Genomic DNA, 14,908 nt, shown 5'->3' with positions numbered 1-14,908 from the left:
GCAGGGCGCCCCGCGCGAACGCGGAGCGCCCTGGAGCGCGGTCTAGCGCGCCGTGACGGTGCGGGTCTTGGCGGACCCGATCTTCACGACGACCTTCGGCGTCTTCTTGAGCTTCTTGGCCGAGCGCAGGCGGACCTTCACCTTGCCCGTGCCGCTCACGCGCTTGCTGGTCTTAGAGCCCGCGATGCGCACGGTGCCCTTGATCGTGGCGTTGGTGGTGGTCGGCGGGATCGCCGAGATGGTGCAGGTGATCGACTTGCCGTCGGCGGCCAGGTCGCACGTGACGCGGACGTTGGGCGTGTCGCCCTTGTCGCCCTTCTCACCCTTGTCGCCCTTCGCGCCGGCTGAGCCGGTCGCGCCGGTGGCGCCGGTCGGACCCGCGGGGCCGGCGGGACCCGCGGCGCCCGTCGGGCCGGCGGGGCCGGCCGCGCCGGTGGGACCCGCGGGGCCGGTGGGACCGGCGGGACCGGTCGGGCCGACGATCGGCGCGGCGGACACGTAGAGGCCCTTGGTCTTGGCGTCGCCCTCGCCGTCGGCGTTGCCGGCGTACACGCGGGCGCTCACCAGGTGACCGAGGTCGTCGTTCGTCAGGACGTAGGTGGCCTTCGTGGCACCCGCGATCGGCTCGCCGTCACGCAGCCAGACGTAGCGCGTGCTGGTCGGCGTGTTGATGAAGGCGATCCCGGTGATCGACAGCGTCGAGCCGACCGTCGGCGTGCCGGTGAGCACCGGCGTTCCGACCGCGATCGGCGTCTGCGCGATCGCCTGGGCGGACACCACGCGCACCTGGCGGGTGATCGTCTTCACGTTGCCCGCCTTGTCCTCGGCCTCGGCCTTGAACGTGATGATCGAGTTCGCCGCGGCGCCGGACGGGACGTAGTACCGGAACTGGAACGGGAAGGAGCGCTTGGCCTTGACGAGCGAGTCGTTCGCGTACAGGCGCACCTCCTTGATGTCCCCGCGCTCGTCGTAGCCCTTGACCTCGAGGTCGACCGGGTCGACGGCGGTGACCTCCTTGAGCTCCGCCGGGTAGGTGAACTCCGCCACCGGCGCGGTCGTGTCGGCCGCGGTCGGCAACAGGTATGCGAACGCCTTGGCCACGAGCGACTCGCGCGTGGCCTGGTCGACCTGCTCCAGGCCGAACCCGAACGCCACCGTGTCACGCGTCGAGACGGCGACGCCGCCGCCCGTCGTCTGGCCGGGGACGTCGAGCTCGGCCTTCTCCTGGCGCAGCGGCTGCTGCAGCGTCGGCGTCGACAGCACGCTCGTGAACGTCCGCAGGCGGGTGATCGACTTGGCCCGCGGCGTCGCGTTGCCGTCGAGGTCCTGCGTCGGGTCGTTGCCCGCCGCGGTGTCGACCGTGAACGGCGTCACGCCGGCGAAGATCGAGTCCGCCGTGGGTGAGATCGTCGCCGCGTTGTAGGTCGTCGTCCCCGCGCCGCCCTGCCTCGCGCCGACGCCGAAGAAGTACTGCTCGATGTCGTTGTTGACCTCGTGCTGGCGGATGAATGCCGTGCCGGGGCGGTGGTCGTCGCCGAGGTTGTCGGCCGGGTAGTAGAAGCCGTAGAACGGATCCGGGTTGAACTGGTAGCCCGAGTACGCGGTCAGGCTGGTCGACGAGGACGCGAACGTCTGGTGCGCGTTGCGGCCGTCGATGACGATCTTGCCGCCCTCGTTGAGGTAGTCGCGCAGGTTGAACCAGCCCTTGGCGCCCCACTGAGAGATCAGCGTCGAGCCGGTCAGCGCGGTGGCGCTGGAGAGCCGCCGGTAGTTCGTCAGGCCCGGGTCCTGGGGGACGAGGTCATCGCCCGTGTAGTAGAGGACGCCGTCGAAGTGCGAGAGCACGCCGAGGAACGTCGGGTACTTGATCGTGCCCGGAGGGGCGTCGATGTTGTAGGTGTCGACCTCATAGCCGGCGGCCTTCAACGCGTCGACGTGCTGCGCGAGGTAGCGTGGCGCGGTCGCGTACGGCGTCTTGTTCGGCGCCGTGCCGCTGTAGTCCTCGGCCGCGACGACCAGGATCCGCTTCTTCGCGGCGTCCTGGCGGGTGGAGACGACCTTGTAGGTGAAGCTCTGCTCCTGGCCGCCCGCGCGCACGGTCACCGCGACCGTGTCGCCCGCGATCACCGGTCGCGGCGTGGCGCCGCTGCCCGTGGTGCTCGTGGGCGGGAAGGAGGCGGGGACGACCGCCCGCTCACGGCCGAAGTACTTCCCGGGCACGTCGCCGTAGCGCTCGCCGCCCGCGTAGTCCTGGCCGGGCAGGTACAGCGTCTGGTTGCGGCCACCCGGGCCCGAGACCGAGACCTGGAAGTCCGTCTGGCCGAGGGAGCGGCGCACCACGGCCTCGACGATCTGGTCGCCGCCGTAGGAGACGTCGAAGGAGGTCGGCTCGATGTCGAGCGTCGCCTTGACCTTGTAGCGCGAGGCGTCGTCGAAGAAGTTCGACGGGCGGTCGAAGTCCTTGCTCGTGGCCGACCACGCGAGGTTCAGCGCCAGCGGCAGGTTCTTCTCGAAGACGGCCTCGACCTTGCCCTCGTCGTCGGGGAAGACGAACGAGTTGGCGCTCGAGCCCGCCGTCTGGGCGGTGTCGAGCTCGGGCGTGAAGCCGATCGTGCCGAACTGGAAGTACGCCCAGTCGACGGTCTCGCCGTGGGTCACGTAGAGGTCCGACGCCTGGTCGGGCTGGTACGGGTCGACCGCCGCGTCGCCATCGGTGCCGGTCAGCGAGCGCGCGAGCGTGTTGTCGTCGGCCGGCCGGTTGGTGATGAACCCGAAGGAGCTGTTGAGCAGCTGCGCGGCCGAGTGGTAGTTGAGGTTGCCGACCGGCTTGATCCGGCGCAGCAGGCGGTCATAGGCGAAGTTCTCCGGCTCCGAGTTCGCGTACGGGCCGCGGTAGTCGGCGTTGGAGATGTTCGCGGACGAGCCCTCCTCGTCCAGCGCCCACTGCTCGGGGAAGTTGCGGTTGGGGTCGACGCCGTCGGCGGAGTCGCCGTAGATCCCGTTGTTGTTGTTGTCGCGCAGCGTCTTGCGCCACAGGCGGTTCGAGTTCGCCTCGCCTGGGCCGCAGACCTTGACCGCGGTGCCCTGGCCGCACGTGAAGGTGTAGTCGTAGCCGTCCGGGTTCTGGACCGGGAGGAACCAGAGCTCGGTCTTGGCGAGGATCCGCTGGACCCGCGGGTCGTCGCGATGGTCCAGGACCCAGTGCGCCTCGCGGCGGACGACCTCGGGCGTGATCCATTCGCGCGCGTGGTTGGTCGCGCCGTAGAGGATCGCCGGGCGCGTCCCGTCGGGCGTGTTGCGCGCGTTGTCGGTGATCTTGATCGTCAGGATCGGCTTGCCGAGCAGCGACGTGCCGATCTGGACGAGCTTGACGACCTCCGGGTTGTCGCGCGCGAGCGTCCGCAGCTCGTCGGCGATGCCGCCCGCCTCCGAGTAGGAGCGGAAGACGTCGTAGTAGGGGTTCGGGCTGTCGCCGCCCGTCGCCCGCGCGGCCTTCGGGCCGAGCTTGGGCAGGACCTGCTGCTGCAGCGCGAAGCCCTCGTCTTCGAGCTTGGCGGCCTGCGACGGGAACAGCTCCAGGTTCAGGTGCTGCGTGTTCTCGGCCGGGTCGAACCCGACGTGGTCGAGCTCGGTGCCCGTCTGGTCCGCGATGAACTGGGCCTCCTCGGTGGAGACCGTCGTCGTGTACGGCGTGATGTGTTCTTCCTGTGCCGCCGCGGCGGGTACCGCCGCGAGCAGTGATACGACTACGGAAAGCGCAAAAGTGCGCTTGATGGACACGTAGACCCCCTCGTGTTTTGACGAGAGGCGCAGACTACGTAAAGCTGATCGGGAATCAGGTAATTACCTGTGGAGGTCGCTCAACGCCATCGAGTCAGCACTACCCACGTCTAGGGAGAACCCCGATGCGCTGAAGGGCCGCCGGCCGTAGCTTCGGCGGCATGCTCCCCGCCCTGCGCCTTTCGCTGGTGACACTGGCCGTTCTCCTGATATCCACGACCGCCGCCGAGGCCAAAGGGCTCTCCGTGACGGTCCCGCCCGAGGGTCAGGTCGCGGTGGCGATCGGTTCCGGCGCGAAGTCGGTGAAGGTCAAGTCGGCCCCGGCGGGCGTGACCGTCTCCGGCGGCGTGAAGAAGGGCCGGATCGCCGTCGCGGTCGTGCGTCCGCGCGGCGTCGCCGCGTCCGGCAAGGTCGTCTTCACGATCAAGGGCCAGCTGAAGGGCGTCAAGACGTTCCCGAAGGCGCTCGATGGCGGCAAGGCGCCGGGCTGCGCGGACCTCGGCGCGCTGCTGGCGAAGCGGTTGAAGGGCACGGCCGACATGAAGGCGCTGGCGCCGGTGCTGGCGGCGAAGCTGTGCGGCAAGACGGCGCCCGCGGGTGCTGCCGACGTGCTGTCCAAGGCCGGGCTCGGCGCGCCCGCGGCGCCCGCGCCGGGGCCGAGCTCCCCGGCGCCCCCCACGGGCGGCACGATCACCCGCCCGGGGGCCACGACGCCGCGCCCGACCGCGACCCCGACGCCGACGGCGACCCCGGTCGGCGGCGGCAAGAAGGCCTGCGACGACGGCATCGACAATGACGCGGACGGTCAGACCGACTGGGAGGACCCGGGCTGCTCGGACGCCGGCGACACGACCGAGAACTCCGAGGTCCCGGTGTCCGCCGAGTGCGCCGCGAGCTCCGGTGTCGGCATGGCCGACGACCCGACGTGGCTCGGCGCGGGGATCAACCAGGGCTGCGGTCAGTTCACGAGCGTCGAGGTCGACGTTCCGCCCGGGATCGCTTCCTGCAGCGCCAACAACGGCTTCGAGTGCACGGTCTTCGACCCGATCGCGAGCGCGGACCGCAAGGCCGGGGCGACCGACATGGTCGACGTCGACCTGCACCTGAAGGCCCCGGTGGACTGCACGAAGCTCGCGACGATCGCGTTCTTCCGCCCCAACGGCGAGGTCGCCGAGCTGCGCGAGCCGGTCAACAACTGCAAGAACCTCCCGGCCCCGCCGCCGCAGTGCCGCAACGGCAAGGACGACGACGGCGACGGGCTCGTCGACTCGCGCGACGCGGCCGGCACGACCGATCCCGACCCCGGCTGCGGCGGAGCCGACGACACGACCGAGAACTCCGAGGTCCCGTGGCCCGACTCCTGCCAGGTCCAGGTCGGGTTCTTCGGCGGCGACAAGAGCTTCACCGGCCTGCTCACCTCCGGCTGCGGCGTGCTCAAGGCCGCGTGGTTCCGCCCGCCCGGGATCGCGACCGCCTGCTGGTCGGCGTTCGGCGACGACGACTGGGCCTCGTGCGGCGCGCCCAAGGCGGGCACCGTGGGCGTGACGTTCCCGCTGACCAACCAGGACCTCGCGCTCGCCGCGCAGCTGACCGCCGACTACGAGTGCCGCAACGTCACGGTCGCGCTGATCAAGGAGAACGACCAGGCGATGGCCAAGAAGATCCCGTTCTGCGGCTAGAGGTACACCGATCGCCAGGCGTCCCACCAGGTGGGCGCCGTGATCGTGATCGTGCGCGGGTCCGTCAGCGTGACGTTCGGCCGGTGGCGGTAGACGTCGGCGTGATCTGACGTCGCGAGCTCCACCTCGATCGTGCAGGGCGCCCCGGGGTTGTAGACCGGGGCGCTCGCGACGTTCTCCAGCGCCTCCTTGGCGGCCCGTTCGAGCCGTTCGCGGGCCTTGGCGGGGGAGAGGTGGCGGGCGCTGAAGCGGCCGAGGCCCCGCTTGACCGCCAGCGTGTGGAGGTTCGGGCCGAGGAGCTCTGTCGACTCCTGGCAGACGACGTCGTCGCCCGTGACGAGCGCCACCGGGACGTTCCAGGTCCCACAGAGGGCGGCGTTGATGCCGACCTCGCCGACCGTGGTGCCGTTGAAGCGCAGGTTGCGCCACTTGGTCGAGCTGACCGTGTGCGAGAGCACGCCGCGCTCGGCGCCGGCGCGGGCGTGCTGGCCGACGAAGAGCGCGGCGTCGCAGCCGGTCTCGAGCATCTCGGTGTACTCGGTCCACTCGTTCTGCACGACGAACTCGCACCGCGGGTCGAGCTGGTCCGGGATCAGCGAGTTGAACGACCAGTCCCCGCCCGCACCGTGGCAGTCCATGACCACGACCTCGGTCGCATCGGCCGCGAATGCCCCGCGCACCGCCGCGTTGAGCTCCTCGGTGTAGAGGCGCCGGCCTTCCTCGTAGCCGGCCTTGCCCGCGCTCACCTGCTCCCAGCGGCAGATGCCCGCGACCCCTTCCATGTCGCTGATGATCAGAACCCGCACGTCGCCTCCATCGGCCGCAAGTGATACCCATACGGCGCGATGGAGGCAACCGGCGAGCGCGCGCTCGCGCCCGGGATCGTGGCGGCGGGGATCACCGCGGGGGTGTCGGCGGCCGTCGTGCTCGTCGCCGGCGCCCTGCTCGCGCTGATCACGCCGGACAACTCGATCCTCGGCGCGGTCGGGATCGACGCGAGCTTTGTCACCGAAGCGTTCCGGCAGGCGGTGGGGACGCAGCTGACCGCGATGGTTGAGGAGCCGGGGCTGCTCGTCTCCGGCACGCGGCGCATCCACCCGCTGCTGCTGCTCGCGATCCCGCTCGGGACGCTGATCGTGATGACCCGGCGCCAGCTGTATCGCACCGAGGGCGCCACGACGATGGCGCGGTTCGGGTGGGCGGCGCTGGCGGCGGTGCCGTTCGGCCTGCTGATGCTGGCGTTCGCGCTGATCGGCGGGGACAGCGACACGACGCGGATCTCGACCTCGGCCGGCGGGGCGCTCGCGCTCGGGCTGCTCTGGGGCGCGCTCGGCGGCTTGATCGGCGCGGCGACCGTGCTCGGGCTCGAGGACGTCCTCGAGCGGGTCCCGCCGGGTGCGCGGACGGCGCTAGACGCCGCCCTCGCCGCACTGCGTCCGCTCGCCGCGGTCCTGATCGTCTGCACCGCGCTCGGGCTCGCCGGGTGGATGGTCCAGGTGGCGCGCGACGCGGGCGGCGTCCGGGCCGGCCGCCCAGCGCTCACCGCGGCGGTCGAGGAGGCGGCCTACGTCGGCGAGCACGGCATCCACCTGAACGCGCTGGCCGCGGGCGCGCGGTTCACGACGGATGCGACGGGCCCGCTCGGCCTGCCGTTCCCGGTCGCCGACGCCAACGCCGTCCCGAGCGGCGACGGCGGCTTGAGGATCTTCTCCTACGACCGCGCGATCCCCACAGGCGTGCTCGTCCCCGCGATCGTGCTGCTGATGGGCATGGTCGCGCTCGCGGCGCTCTACGGCGGGGTCTCGGCGGCCCGAGCGGTCGGGGCGACCACGCGCCGGCGGGGCGCTCTCTGGGGCGCGCTCACCGGCCCGGCGTGGGCGCTCGCGATGGCGGTCCTCGTCGTCGGAGCCGGCGGCCTGCTCCACGGCGACGCCGACGACGCCTCCGTCTTCGTGATCTTCCTGCTCGGCGGAGCGCTGCTCGGCGCCGCGGGCGGCGCCATCGCGGGCCGCGGTCAGCCGGAGGGTGCCGCCTCGTCGTCTTCCTGAGCGAGCCGGAAGACCAGCGTCTCGAGCGCCCACTTGGCCTGGGCGAGGGTCTCTTCGGCGTCCGAGATCAGCTTCTGGATCTCCCGGACCTGCTGCTGGAGGCTCTTGGTCGTGGACACCATCGCCGCCAACGCTACATGTGTCGACCACCGCTCGATAGTCGAGTCCTGCATACAGTGCGCACTCATGGAACCGGCGGTCCGCTGTCATCTGATCCGCGCCTCGGGCACACCCCCGATCATCGTCTGGGTGGTCGACGACAGCGCCGACGACGACCTCACCGCCGCCTTCGCGCGCGAGAACAGCGTCCCGAGCCCGAACTACTGGGGCGTCTGGGGCGCCGGCAAGAACGGCACCGCCGACGCGATCGCCTTCCGCCTCATCGACCGCGACACCCACCGCGAACGCACCTGGTGGCTCGACAAGTTCGGCCCGCCGCTCCTCGGCGCGATCCTCGAGGTCCCGCACGTCGTCGTCGTGCACCCACGCGAGATCGCCGACGCCCTCAAGCTCTCCGACGCCACCTCCGCCGACGTCGTCGGTCTGCTCCGCTCCCTGCGCGGCGGCCTCTTCGTCCGCGTCACCGAGCAGTCGATCGACGTCCGCGACGCCTTCTCCCACCTGGTGACGCGCCCGTTCGAGGGCTACATCACGTACGAATAGCGGAGGGCGGAGGAGTCGAACCCCCAGGTGATGAGCCTGACCGGTTTTCAAGACCGGCGCCGGGACCGTCCCCGGCCGCGCCCTCCAAGGCGAGGCGGAGGGCCCGGGCGTCGAACCCGGCAGGCTAGTTAGGCCGCGCGATTAGCAGTCGCGTGCCGCACCCCGCGGCGCGCCCTCCGTGGATTGGTTCAGTGGGAGGACGAGGAACTGCAGCGGTGCGGCGCGGCGAAGGTCACGCCCACAACGTACACCGCGTCCGTGTCGCGGCGATGACCACGCGTGACGCGCCCGAAAGGACAGGTTTGGCTCTAGACCACGGCTCGCAAGCCGTCGTGACTCGTTTCGTGACTCACGGGCAACGCCTTGATCGTCGCTTGGTCCCGGAACGCGGCACGGATTCGGTCGCGCGCCATCGCCGCGTCAGGGTGCCCGTAAAGCTCGCGCACCAGGGTGCCACCGTCCGAGTGCCGCAGTTGGGCGGCCACGACGTGATCGGGCAACTCCAAGACGTTGAGCAGGTACCACGCGAAGTAGTGCCGCGTGGCCTCGTACAACGCCGTGTTGCCGAGCCCGACGCCGGCGCGGACGCGGTTCCAATGGTGGTTGCGCGTGGACGGCACGTAGTGATGGCCGCGCAGGGTCGTGAACACCCATTCCGATTCGCGGGGGAGGTTCGCCAGCCGTTCGCGCACCGGCTCCACCATGGCGACGGTGCCGCACGAATCGTGCTTTGGCCGCGTGAGTTTCTTGGTCTTCACGTTCCATTGGCGTTCGATCCGGATTGACTCCGCATCCGGCGTGAAGTCCAGGTCGGTCCACATGAGCGCGTCAAGCTCGCCAGGCCGCATCGCCGTGTAGCACGCCGTGAGCAGGTACGCCGCGAAGCTCGGTGGCGTGAGCGCGTCGGCGGTGGCGATGAGGCGCGCGACTTCGCCCGGTGCCGGTGGCTGGACGTGCTTCCGACCCTTCGAGCGCTTGAGCCCGAGCCCCGCAAATGGGTTGGTCGTAACCAACATTCCGGCGTGCGGTCGGCGCGCGTCGTTGAACATCGCACGCAGGGAATTGACCGTGCCGAGATTCCTACCGCCCTTGAGCCATTCGGCCACCACCGTGGCGTCGATCGCGCGCAACGGCCGATCGCCGTAGGCATCCGCGAAAGCCTTCGTGCGCTCTTTGTTGTGCAGGTTCGTGGATTCCGCGTCACGCGCCCACAACGGATCGGTGGTCCATTCCTGCCAGAACTCGGCGACCGTCTTGCCGCGTACCGCCATGTCGGTCAGCACGTCGCGGGCGGCGTCTTCGGCGCGCTCGGCCTCCCGCTTGCTCGGGAACGTCTTGGGTCCGCCGATCACGGCGTGCGGCGTCACCTGCTTACCGGTGCGGGGGTCACGGACGCGGCCACGCCACCGTCCGGATGGAAGTTGGTCAGCCATGAAGGGTTGTCTCCTTCTCACGGTCGGCCCGTTGTCGTTTGCGGCGGCATCGAGCGCTTGTTGTTCGTCAACATCCTAGATCGGCGCTCGCGTGCCCACGCCATGGCAACGGACGGCAGAAACCGACGCGTGCGCGCCATGCCCCACGTTTCGGACGGCATTCCTTCCGCCACCATGCGCTTGATCGTGCGCGTGGACACGCCCATGAGCGCGGCAAGCTCGCGCATGTCCACGTACGCTTCGCCGCTGGCGTCGATGCTTCGTAGATCGCTCACGATCCTGCCTCGCTCCCGTTGAAGATGCTTCGGCCGCACCGGCCGCACGAAAAGCCGTCGTCGGTCCAGCCGCCGGCGCACCGGCACACCGGAGCCGCCGCGCCGCTCATGCGGTCGGCGTGTTCGGCGGCGAGCACGCGTCCGGCGTGCGCCAGGTCCAACGCTGCCAGGGCGGCGGCGTAGGTCTTACGGGAACGCTCGACGTTGCGCCTGGCACGCCGTTCGTCGGCGAAGGTGAGCGCCGGCGCGGTCACCGTTGCCTCCAATCCTCGCGGTCGTCGTCGCGCTCGGGTGGGTCCACGGGTGCGTCGAAGGTGTGCCCGCCGGCGCGAGCGGCGAGCTCGGCTCGGAGGTCGGGAGTCGTGCCGTGGGCGTCGGCCCCGCGCACGTGCGCGCGCACGACGGCCGCGTGGGTGTCCCCAATGGCGCTGGAAGTGGTTGGATTTGGCTCTACGGCGCCGTTCTCACGTTGGGGACACGCGCCGTTCGAATCGTTCCCGTTGGGGACACGGGGATTTGGCTCTACGGCGTCGTTTTCGTCATTGGGGACACGCGAACCGCCCTCGTGCGCGCGCACGAGGGTCCACGTGGAGGTCGGCGGGAAGCCCGACTTCTCCACGGTCAATTCGCCCCGATCGCGCATCCGCATGGCCGCGCGTTGCACCGTCTTGCGCGAACAGCCAAGCCGTTCGGCCACTTCCGCCTTCACGTCAAGGCTTCGCCGCTCGCCCGCCTTGAGCGCTTCACCAATCGCCTCTTCGGTGTCGGTCGGGTCGTCTTCGTCGTCACGGCCGCGCTGTACGTCGTCAACGGTCGCGGTCGATTCGCCGTCCACGATCAGATAGCCGACTTCGGCGCGTTCGCCGTCGTCGGTGTCCACAGCGCGCGCCTCGACATGCACGAGCAGCGTCGGCGCGTAGGTCCCCCAGTTGGTCGCTACGTGCACGATCAGCCGGCGCGTGCCCTGTTCGCCGTCGGCGTCGTCGGGGTCTTTGACCATCGCCAGGTAGCTACGCGCCGCGTTGACGAACGCGCCGGCGCCGCTCACGCGCTGAATCAGCCGCTTGGCTTCGTCCTTGGTCAAATGCATGACCGCGATCACCGCCAGGTCTTGACGGTCGGCCAGTGCGGCCAGCGGCGCAAGGATGCGCCGCACGGGCGCGTCGGCGTGCGTGTTGGCCGTCTCGGGCACGAACGCGCCAATCGGATCGACCACGACCATGGCCACGATCCGGCCGGCGTCGCGCAAGTGCGCTATCTCGGCTTCGAGCGCGGCCACGTCGTCGGGCAGGGTCAGGATTGACGCGCCGTCGGCGTCGTGGACTTCGACACGGTGCACGCGGTCAAGGTCGGCGTTGGCCGCCATCAGGCGTGGCTTGACCACCGAACGCCAGTCGTCTTCGGCGGTCACGATCAGCACGTCGGCCGGCGTGCCGGATAGCTCGCCTTCGACGGTGCCGCGCGTGATCGCCGCGACGATGTGCGCGTTGGTCAGGATCGACTTTCCTAGACCTTTCTCGCCGGCCACGACGGTCAGGCCGCGTAGCGGGAAGCGATCACGCCAGAGCCATCGGCCGCGTTCGGAACGGATCGCGCTCGCCGGCGTCAAGGTCACGGTGCGCCGTGTCCGTGGCGCCGGCTCGGCCGCGTCGTGGAGCGCCGGCGGCACGGGCTCGGCCGCCTCCACGCACGCTTCGATCCAACGTCGCGCGGTTTCGCGGCCATGCTCGGGATCGAAGGCCAGCGCTTCGGTCAGCAGGTCGCCCACGTCGAAGCCGTCGTGGCGCTCGGGCGCCAGGTCCGCGACGAACGCCGGCACGCCAAGCGCCGCAACATCGGATGCGAACGCACGCGCCTTAGCGCGCCCGCCGGTGTCGCAATCGGGAATGAACACGACGCGTTCGCGGCGCCCCTCCGGCCCGAAGATCAGCCGGCGCGGCCACTCCGGATCGGTCTTGCCCGTGCCGGGATAGCCGCTCGCCGGTAGGTCAAGTTCGGCCATCGTCAGCGCGTCCGGCTCGCCTTCGACTTCGAAGATCGTGCGTCCGGGCACGACTTCCGGGCGCGGCCAAAGTTCACGGGTCGTGCCTTTGTCGGCCAGCATCTTCGGCTCGCGTCCATCGTCGGCGTAGCGCACGGCGCCGACCGGCGTTCCGTCGTCGGCCTCCAAGCGGAACACGAAGCGGCCAGCCTCGAAGCCCACGCCGAGCCGTTCGAGCGCGCCTGACCACCCTTTGCGCGTCGGGAGGGTCAGCGCGATCACGACCGCCGCCCTTCGATCGCGGCCGTCACGAGCGGGAACGGCAAGCGCTCTACGCCGGCCAGAGCGCGAAGTTCGCGCAGGCGTGGGCACCACGCCTCGTGCGCGATCACGCCGGCGTCGCGGCCGTCGTCGGTACGCATCAGCTTGAAGCCCGGTGCGCACTTGCACCCGTGCGCCTTGGCGTGCGCAAGCGCCGCGCGCCGAGCCTGGCGGCGATCGGTGGACGGTTCGGTTTGTGTCTTACGATTCAAAGTGTCTGACTCCCACACGGACATGGCGCTCCGAGCGGACCGCACCGCGTTGCCGCTCGGGCGCCTCTTCGGACTGGACGAAGACGCGTCCCGGTGGAGCCCGCGCGCGTTCCGAGTCGCCATCCGAATCACGGTTCGTGGTGGAGCGGACACGTCGACCAGCCGGACGGCCGGCGCCACGGGCACGCGGGCGGCGAGCGATAGAACGGCAAGTCGTACCGGGCAATGCCCGAGTCCGAGCGCGTAGCCGACGCCGGTGCTCGCGCACGATCGTGCGCAAAAGCTCGGCGTTGCGTTCGAGCACGACGGCAAGCTCGGCCGGGTCATGCGCCGTGTCGTCCGGCGTCCACGCGGCGCGGAGGCGGCGCAGGACTTCGACCGGTGTCTCGGCCGGATCGGTGGGAGTGAGGGTCGCGCGGGTCACGGTTCCTTCCGCGTCGGTGGTGGAGCCGACGCGGAGAACCCTTGCGCGCCACTCGGAGGCAACCCGACGGTCTTAACGCGGCGGAAAACCGCGCGTTTGCACGGGTAATTCGAGTGACCGCCCGGAAGGAACTGTGACGAAAAAACCGGGCGGCCTACTCGAACGAAAGCAGCGCTGGCCAGGCGCCGTGGAACGGACACCACTCCGATCCACAGCCGATCTTAGGCCCGAACGCGAGCGTGGCGCACGTGTCGCGGGGAACGATTCGTGGATCGGCCACGAACTACCCGGCCAGTACCGTGGCGTCAGGGTGTTGCTGGCGATCCGAGAGCAAGCCGCGCACGACTTCCACACGCTCGTGGTGCGCGGCTACGTCCAGCGCGAGCTACCGCCCGACACCGCACGGCGCTGGCGTCACGCCGTCGCCAGCCAAGCGCACCGGATCGGCTGCACGTCCAGACCGGCTACCTGCACGGCACGGCGTGGGCCATGACCATGGCCAGGCCGACCGATCCAGGCCGAGCGCTACGGCCACCCGAGCAACCGAGCGGAGAATGGGAAGCATGGACGCCCTGAGATTCCCGAGCCCGAGCAGCGCGGCCAGCCTTGGCCTGAACGCCGCGCTTGACGAACGCGACCGGATCGCCAGCGAACTGCGCGCGCTCGAACAGTCCCAACGCGACGCGGCCAGCGCCGCCCGTGACGCGTCGGCAAGCCTGGCCGAGCTAGAGCGCCGCGCCGCCAGCCAGCCCGTCGGCGACGCCGAACGCAAGCACGCCGAACGTGCCGTGGCCGACGCCAAGGCCAAGGCCGGTGAACCGTGGAGCGAACGCCGCGACGGCCTCTCGCGCGCCCTTCAAGACGCCAGCGACGCCGTTGGGCGCTTCGCCGGCGAGCACTGGCGCGACCTGGCGGCCGAGCTTGCCGACGACGCGCGCGAAGTGAAGGTGCGATGCGATGCCGCCCTGTGCGAGATCTCGGACGCGTACCAGGCGCGTGCGCATGTCGAGCAACGCGCGCTTGCGCTCCTCTCGCTCGTGGGAGGACCGCGCGCTGGGTCCGTGCCGCATACACGCCTCGAAGCCGTCGCCCAAGCGGTCGATGCGGCGTTGCTCGCCGGCGGGGAAGTCGCGCCCGTCCCGGTCAGGCGCGTGATCGAAGGCGCCGTGCTCGAACCCGAGCGGGTGGCGTCGTGAGCATCGTGGACGCCGCACGCCAGGCCAACGCCGAGCAGCGCGCCAGCCTCTTGACCGCGCTCACCGGCGGCCAGATCGCCCCGGCCGAACCCGAACCGGCGCGGACGGGAGGCTTCGACGGTGGAGCCAGGAGCACGAGCCACGGCGTCGTCGGTGCCGTCGTGCCCGAGCAAGCGCCGATGACGCATGGGGAAACGCTCGTGGCCATCGTCGCGGCCTCACGCGGCCACGGGTCAGGCTTCGACGTGTGAGGGGAGGGGGTCAACCCCCTCGGCGCCTCTCGTGCGCCGCCTCTCCCATCGCGCACGAAATCTGTACGGCGTGACGGCCTACGCGACGCCGGTGCACACGGTGCGCCACGGCGCGGTTGAGGGTTCCAGCAGCCGAATAGCCGGACGAAGCCCAGAGGAATAGCGCGATCGAAGTCGGGCGAAAGGCGCACGGACCTTATTCCGTCGCCCGCGACCCGCAATATCTGGTGGGGTGCCGCGCCGTCGAACACGCATCGCTCAGATTGAGAACGCGGTGCGCGGGATTCGCGGTGCGCCGGCCTTGGTGATGCGACGGGACGCCACGGTTCACGCCGTTCCGGCGTTCTCAAGCGGCTTCGCGCCGTCGGCGTCGGTTCGCCTCACCGCAAGCGGCGGTGGCGGTGGGGCTTTCGCTGGCGGCGGCGACGTGTCGCTTCGCATCGTGCCCTACGAAGTCGGCCAGGCGATCCGCCAAGCGGTCGATCCGACTCACGAAACGATGTACGTGGCCGGCATGGCCACGACGGGCGGATTCGTCGGCGGTGTCCTGACGGGTGGCGCCGCGTGGGGCGAAGGGGTCGGCTTCGTCGCCGGTTGGGTGGTAGCCGTCCGCCAGGTGCGTCGTCGCCGTCGATAGCCGTCCGC

Annotated in this window: 14 protein-coding genes and 1 tRNA gene; 6 read left to right on the top strand and 9 right to left on the bottom strand. The window is 70.5% G+C overall.

Going from position 1 to position 14,908, the window contains the following annotated elements:
* Nucleotides 1–42: 42 nt before the first annotated feature.
* On the bottom strand, nucleotides 43–3,780 hold the full coding sequence (locus G569_RS58685; RefSeq protein WP_053226843.1) for a M14 family zinc carboxypeptidase: 3,738 nt from the start codon (nucleotides 3,778–3,780) through the stop codon (nucleotides 43–45).
* A gap of 161 nt (nucleotides 3,781–3,941) precedes the next feature.
* Between G569_RS58685 and G569_RS0122885 the strand changes: the two genes are divergently transcribed.
* Nucleotides 3,942–5,459 carry a hypothetical protein gene (locus tag G569_RS0122885; protein WP_028065145.1) on the top strand — a complete coding sequence of 506 codons (1,518 nt, stop codon included), beginning with the start codon at nucleotides 3,942–3,944 and terminating at the stop codon, nucleotides 5,457–5,459.
* Here G569_RS0122885 and G569_RS0122880 read toward each other — a convergent pair.
* On the bottom strand, nucleotides 5,456–6,265 hold the full coding sequence (locus G569_RS0122880; RefSeq protein ID WP_028065144.1) for a M55 family metallopeptidase: 810 nt from the start codon (nucleotides 6,263–6,265) through the stop codon (nucleotides 5,456–5,458). The genes G569_RS0122885 and G569_RS0122880 overlap by 4 nt on opposite strands.
* A gap of 39 nt (nucleotides 6,266–6,304) precedes the next feature.
* Between G569_RS0122880 and G569_RS0122875 the strand changes: the two genes are divergently transcribed.
* A complete protein-coding gene (locus tag G569_RS0122875) occupies nucleotides 6,305–7,507 on the top strand; it encodes a hypothetical protein (RefSeq protein ID WP_028065143.1) in 1,203 nt (400 codons plus the stop codon).
* On the opposite strand, the gene G569_RS0122870 is transcribed toward G569_RS0122875, so the two are convergent.
* Nucleotides 7,474–7,629 (bottom strand): hypothetical protein, encoded by a 156-nt coding sequence (locus G569_RS0122870; protein ID WP_157592237.1) that lies wholly within the window; start codon nucleotides 7,627–7,629, stop codon nucleotides 7,474–7,476. The two genes, G569_RS0122875 and G569_RS0122870, sit on opposite strands and share 34 nt — an antisense overlap.
* A 64-nt stretch (nucleotides 7,630–7,693) precedes the next feature.
* Between G569_RS0122870 and G569_RS0122865 the strand changes: the two genes are divergently transcribed.
* Nucleotides 7,694–8,170 (top strand): hypothetical protein, encoded by a 477-nt coding sequence (locus tag G569_RS0122865; protein WP_028065141.1) that lies wholly within the window; start codon nucleotides 7,694–7,696, stop codon nucleotides 8,168–8,170.
* On the opposite strand, the gene G569_RS62870 is transcribed toward G569_RS0122865, so the two are convergent.
* The 6 genes from G569_RS62870 to G569_RS62865 all read right to left on the bottom strand — a co-directional run bounded on the left by G569_RS62870 (nucleotide 8,171) and on the right by G569_RS62865 (nucleotide 12,416).
* Nucleotides 8,171–8,256: transfer RNA gene (locus tag G569_RS62870), tRNA-OTHER, on the bottom strand.
* Between the two features lie 222 nt (nucleotides 8,257–8,478).
* Complete coding sequence (locus tag G569_RS0122860; RefSeq protein ID WP_084285405.1) at nucleotides 8,479–9,603, bottom strand: tyrosine-type recombinase/integrase; 1,125 nt, start codon at nucleotides 9,601–9,603, stop codon at nucleotides 8,479–8,481.
* A 17-nt stretch (nucleotides 9,604–9,620) separates the two neighbouring features.
* Complete coding sequence (locus tag G569_RS0122855) at nucleotides 9,621–9,878, bottom strand: hypothetical protein (protein WP_028065139.1); 258 nt, start codon at nucleotides 9,876–9,878, stop codon at nucleotides 9,621–9,623.
* Nucleotides 9,875–10,132: a hypothetical protein gene (locus G569_RS0122850; RefSeq protein ID WP_028065138.1), complete on the bottom strand. Its 258-nt coding sequence runs from the start codon at nucleotides 10,130–10,132 to the stop codon at nucleotides 9,875–9,877. Before G569_RS0122850 ends, G569_RS0122855 begins: the two co-directional genes overlap by 4 nt.
* Complete coding sequence (locus tag G569_RS0122845; protein ID WP_028065137.1) at nucleotides 10,129–12,141, bottom strand: AAA family ATPase; 2,013 nt, start codon at nucleotides 12,139–12,141, stop codon at nucleotides 10,129–10,131. Before G569_RS0122845 ends, G569_RS0122850 begins: the two co-directional genes overlap by 4 nt.
* The gene (locus tag G569_RS62865) at nucleotides 12,138–12,416 is read right to left on the bottom strand and encodes a hypothetical protein (protein ID WP_157592236.1); all 279 of its coding nucleotides are present in this window, start codon (nucleotides 12,414–12,416) and stop codon (nucleotides 12,138–12,140) included. Before G569_RS62865 ends, G569_RS0122845 begins: the two co-directional genes overlap by 4 nt.
* A 963-nt stretch (nucleotides 12,417–13,379) precedes the next feature.
* Here G569_RS62865 and G569_RS0122835 point away from each other — a divergent pair.
* From G569_RS0122835 to G569_RS0122825, 3 genes are all read left to right on the top strand, one after another.
* A complete protein-coding gene (locus G569_RS0122835; RefSeq protein ID WP_028065136.1) occupies nucleotides 13,380–14,012 on the top strand; it encodes a hypothetical protein in 633 nt (210 codons plus the stop codon).
* A complete protein-coding gene (locus G569_RS0122830; protein ID WP_028065135.1) occupies nucleotides 14,009–14,263 on the top strand; it encodes a hypothetical protein in 255 nt (84 codons plus the stop codon). Before G569_RS0122835 ends, G569_RS0122830 begins: the two co-directional genes overlap by 4 nt.
* 232 nt (nucleotides 14,264–14,495) lie before the next feature.
* Nucleotides 14,496–14,900 (top strand): hypothetical protein, encoded by a 405-nt coding sequence (locus G569_RS0122825; protein ID WP_157592235.1) that lies wholly within the window; start codon nucleotides 14,496–14,498, stop codon nucleotides 14,898–14,900.
* Nucleotides 14,901–14,908 lie beyond the last annotated feature (8 nt).

It is taken from the genome of Solirubrobacter soli DSM 22325 (genome assembly GCF_000423665.1).
In the GTDB taxonomy this organism is placed as follows: Bacteria; Actinomycetota; Thermoleophilia; order Solirubrobacterales; family Solirubrobacteraceae; genus Solirubrobacter; species Solirubrobacter soli.
Note: the sequence above shows the minus strand (reverse complement) of the source record. Positions and strands in the feature narration are given on the sequence as shown.

Excerpts from the sequence above, each read along its gene's own strand:
- G569_RS0122885 (WP_028065145.1), top strand. The coding sequence starts at position 3,942 with ATGCTCCCCGCCCTGCGCCTTTCGCTGGTGACACTGGCCGTTCTCCTG.
- G569_RS0122875 (WP_028065143.1), top strand. The coding sequence starts at position 6,305 with ATGGAGGCAACCGGCGAGCGCGCGCTCGCGCCCGGGATCGTGGCGGCG.
- G569_RS0122870 (WP_157592237.1), bottom strand. The coding sequence starts at position 7,629 with ATGGTGTCCACGACCAAGAGCCTCCAGCAGCAGGTCCGGGAGATCCAG.
- G569_RS0122865 (WP_028065141.1), top strand. The coding sequence starts at position 7,694 with ATGGAACCGGCGGTCCGCTGTCATCTGATCCGCGCCTCGGGCACACCC.
- G569_RS0122860 (WP_084285405.1), bottom strand. The coding sequence starts at position 9,603 with ATGGCTGACCAACTTCCATCCGGACGGTGGCGTGGCCGCGTCCGTGAC.
- G569_RS62865 (WP_157592236.1), bottom strand. The coding sequence starts at position 12,416 with ATGTCCGTGTGGGAGTCAGACACTTTGAATCGTAAGACACAAACCGAA.
- G569_RS0122835 (WP_028065136.1), top strand. The coding sequence starts at position 13,380 with ATGGACGCCCTGAGATTCCCGAGCCCGAGCAGCGCGGCCAGCCTTGGC.